This is a genomic window from Streptomyces sp. NPDC005899 (genome assembly GCF_040629645.1).
In the GTDB taxonomy this organism is placed as follows: Bacteria; Actinomycetota; Actinomycetes; order Streptomycetales; family Streptomycetaceae; genus Streptomyces.
Genome location: NZ_JBEXWB010000478.1, coordinates 1 through 3,836, shown reverse-complemented (window position 1 = coordinate 3,836; position 3,836 = coordinate 1). Strand labels below are relative to the sequence as shown.

Below are 3,836 nucleotides of genomic sequence, written 5' to 3'. Positions count from 1 at the left end.
CGCCGCGCTGGGCAGACTGGCGGCGATGGGGGCGGGGCGGCTCAACGCGCTCGTGGGCGCGCTGCCGGGCACCTCGGCCGTCTCGCTGTTCTGCCACAGCTACGGCTCCGTGCTGTGCGGTCTCGCCGCACGCCACCTGCCGTCCCGGGTGTCCGACATCGCCGTCGCGGGGAGCCCCGGGATGCGGGCGGACACCGTGGGCGCCCTGCACACCCGGGCCCGGGTGTGGGCGATGCGGGACGGCGACGACTGGATCCGGGACGTGCCGAACATGGAGGTCGCAGGGCTCGGCCACGGCGCCGATCCCGTCGAGCCGGGCTTCGGCGCGCGCATCGTGTCGGCGAACGGGGCGATCGGCCACAGCGGCTATTTCGAGCCGGGGACGCAGAGCCTCAGCAACTTCGCCGCCATCGGCGTGGGGGCGTACGACACGGTCAGCTGCGCCGGTGCCGACCGCGCGTGCCACCGCGAGATCCGGGGCGAGCCCGCCCTGGGGCGCGCGTAGGGACAGGCCGACGCGCGTAGAGAACGCCGCACGGTCGTGCTGGGATTGGCGGCGACCGAGGGGGGACGCGCGGGCCCGTGCCGCATACGATGAGGCGCATGGGTGATGTGCTGGCCGGTATTCAAGCCACCTGGGAGTTCGACACCGACTCCGTGCTCATCCGCTTCGAACGGGGGATCCGCGCTCCGAGGCTCTTCCAGAGTCTGCGTGAACGCCGCATACCGTACGCGGCGTTTTCGTCGGTGACGCTGACCCCGGGCAAGCGGGGCACGGTGGTCCTGCACGCGGTGCCCAGACCGGGCGCCGATCCGCTGCTGGAGGCCGCGGCGGGGCAGCTGAAGGAGGGCTGCGACCCCTACCGCCTGGTGCTGCCCGCGGAGCACGAGACGCTCGCCGAGTACTACGCGGAGGAGCTGCGGGCCCTTCTGGAGCCGGACTCCGCCCTGCCCGCCGAGCGGTTCCTGGTCACGGCGCCCGACACGCCGCTGCGGTTCAAGGCGTACGACGGACGGGCCGTCTTCGACGGTGCCCGGGTCTCCTTCCGGTGGTCCCGGACGGGTGCGTCCAGTGCCAAGTGGAAGGCGGGCGACCAGACGTTCCCGGTGGCGGAGCTCGGCGGCGTCGAATGGCGCTCACCGGAGGCGTTCGAGGGCTACCTCCGGCTCCTGCCGCGCGGCTCCGCGGCGGAACAGGGTCCGGACGGGCCCGAGGGCGGCGTGCCGGGGGCGGGCCCCTCGGCTCCTCGGCCCGCCCAGGCGGACCAGGACCCGGCCGCCGTGGTGTTCGGCCTGGGTTACGGCCCGGTGCACGAGTCGCTGCCGTTCGCCGCCGCCGTGCTGGAGGCAGTCCGCCGGACCCAGCCGGCACCGGTCCTGACGGCGTCCGTCACCGCCGGGGCGCAGCGGCGGAGCCCGGCGGACATCGCGGAGCGCATGCGGCACCTCGGCGATCTGCACGAGGCCGGTCTGGTGACGGACGCCGAGTTCAGCGCCAAGAAGGCCGAGCTCCTCGCCGAGCTGTAGGCGACCGCCCCGGACCCCGGAAGCCGAGCGGAGCCGGAACCCCCCGGATGATGCGGGGACCACCCGCGACCGCCCGGGCCGCGGGTGGTTGCCGCGGAGGGGCCCCGGGCCCGTCCCACCCCCTACCCCGGTACGGGCTCCGCCTCCGCGGCCGGCCCCCGGGTATGACGCCGGCCGGGGCGTGCGCCGCCTACCCTGACCCGATCATGGCCACCTCACCTGCCGGGCCCCCGCCGCCCGCCGACGGTCTGCTGAGCGCCGCCCGCCGCAATCTGCGCGAGCTCGCCCACGGGTTGTCCCACGCGTCCCATCCGCCGACCCCGCTGTTCGCCGACTCCCCGAGGCGCTGGCTGCGGCTGCTGCCGTACGTGGTCGTCGTCGCCCTCACCGCCGTCCTCCTCCCCGTCACGATCGTGGTGCTGACCGACGGGTACGGGCTGTCCGGCGGGGTCGCCGGGGCGCTGGCCGTCGGGCAGGCCGCGCCGCTGCTGATGCTGGTCCACCGGCCGCTCCAGGCCTGGTGGATCATCTTCGCCTTCGACGTCCTGGGCGCCCTGCTGGTCCAGCCCGATCGGCAGGAGGCCCTCTGGCCCTGGCCCGCGCCGGTCATCGTCGGCCACCTCTTCGTGCTGCTGGCCCTCGGGCTGCGCGAGCGCAGGCACACCCTGATCGGCGTGTGGCTGGTGATCGGAGCGGCCGGGCAGCTGCTGCACCTCCTCGTGCCCTCGCGCGAGGGCGGCGGCGGGCTCCTGCTGTTCGTCCTCGGCGCGCCGGTGCTGGTGATCGGGGCCGCGGTACGGGAGCGGAGCGAGGCGCAGCGCCTGCTCGTGGAGCAGGAGACGATCAGTGAGGCGGAGCGCGCCCGGCGGACGCTGCTGGAGGAGCGCGCCCGGATAGCCCGTGAGCTCCACGACGTGGTCGCGCACCACATGTCGGTGATCACCGTGCAGGCCGACTCGGCTCCGTACCGGATCGGCGGGCTCTCCGACGAGGCGCGGGCGGAGTTCGCGTCGATCGCCGCGGGGGCCAGGGAGTCGCTGGGCGAGATGCGCCGCCTGCTGTCGGTGCTGCGCAGTGACGGGAGCCGGGGCGAACTGGCCCCGCAGCCCGGGCTCGACCGGTTGCAGCAGCTGGTGGAGGCCACGGTGCGGGCCGGGGTCCCGGCGGAGTTGTCGCTGGCGGCGGACGTGCGGGATGCGGTGGAGCGGGGTGGTGTGCCGCAGACGGTGGACCTGTCGGCGTACCGCATCGTGCAGGAGGCGCTGGCCAACGTCGTACGGCATGCGCCGGGTGCCCGGACCCGGGTGTCGGTGACGGCCCGGGACGGTCGCCTGACTGTGCTGGTCGTCAACGACAGGGCGCGGGAGCCGGGTGCGCCGCTGGAGGTGTCGGGGACGGGGCACGGGCTGGTCGGCATGCGGGAACGCGTACGGTTGACCGGCGGCACGCTCGACACCGGCCCCCTGCCGGACGGGGGTTTCCGGGTGGCGGCGCGGCTCCCCCTGCCGCCGGACCGGCCGCCCGCGGCATCCGTGAATCCGGAGGACTCGTGACCATCCGTGTGATCATCGTCGACGACCAGGCCATGGTGCGGGCCGGATTCGCCGCCCTGCTGGCGGCGCAGAGCGACATCGACGTGGTGGACGACGCCCCGGACGGCCGCCGGGGCGTCGAGGTCAGCAGGACGGTGCATCCGGACGTCGTGCTGATGGACGTCCGGATGCCGGAGATGGACGGCCTGGCCGCCGCCCGCGAGCTGCTGAGCCCGGCGGTGGGGGTGGTCCACCGGCCGAAGGTGCTGATGCTGACCACGTTCGACGTGGACGACTACGTCTACGAGGCGCTGCGCGCCGGGGCCTCCGGGTTCCTCCTGAAGGACGCCCCGCCGGCGGATCTGATCTCGGCGGTGCGGGTGGTGGCGTCGGGGGACGCGTTGCTCGCGCCGTCCGTGACGCGGCGGCTCATCGCGGACTTCGCGCGTCAGCGGCCGGCGGCCCCGTCCGGCGGTCCGGCGCTGCGGCTGAACGGCCTGACGCCGCGTGAGACGGAGGTGCTGGAGCTGATCGCCCGGGGCCTGTCGAACCAGGAGATCGCGGCGCGGCTGGTGCTGGCGGAGCAGACGGTGAAGACGCACATCGGCAGGGTGCTGGCCAAGCTCGGGCTGCGCGACCGCGCCCAGGCGGTGATCTTCGCGTACGAGTCGGGGCTGGTGGCGCCGGGCGAAGCGTAGGGCCGCGCCCACTCCCCGCCCGGCCCGCTTCCCGCCGGGCCGCTTCCCCGGGCCCGCTTCCCGCCGCGCTCGCCCCGAC

Annotated in this window: 4 protein-coding genes; all 4 read left to right on the top strand. The window is 75.1% G+C overall.

Annotated features, from left to right (window positions below; translation table 11 throughout):
* On the top strand, positions 1–505 hold a 505-nt coding region (locus tag ABZ371_RS30175), incomplete at its 5' end, for an alpha/beta hydrolase (protein WP_358685561.1).
* A gap of 98 nt (positions 506–603) precedes the next feature.
* Positions 604–1,527 (top strand): DUF4429 domain-containing protein, encoded by a 924-nt coding sequence (locus tag ABZ371_RS30170; protein WP_358685558.1) that lies wholly within the window; start codon positions 604–606, stop codon positions 1,525–1,527.
* Between the two features lie 206 nt (positions 1,528–1,733).
* On the top strand, positions 1,734–3,080 hold the full coding sequence (locus ABZ371_RS30165; RefSeq protein ID WP_358685556.1) for a histidine kinase: 1,347 nt from the start codon (positions 1,734–1,736) through the stop codon (positions 3,078–3,080).
* Positions 3,077–3,757: a response regulator transcription factor gene (locus tag ABZ371_RS30160; protein WP_358685554.1), complete on the top strand. Its 681-nt coding sequence runs from the start codon at positions 3,077–3,079 to the stop codon at positions 3,755–3,757. Before ABZ371_RS30165 ends, ABZ371_RS30160 begins: the two co-directional genes overlap by 4 nt.
* The last annotated feature ends 79 nt before the right edge of the window (positions 3,758–3,836 follow it).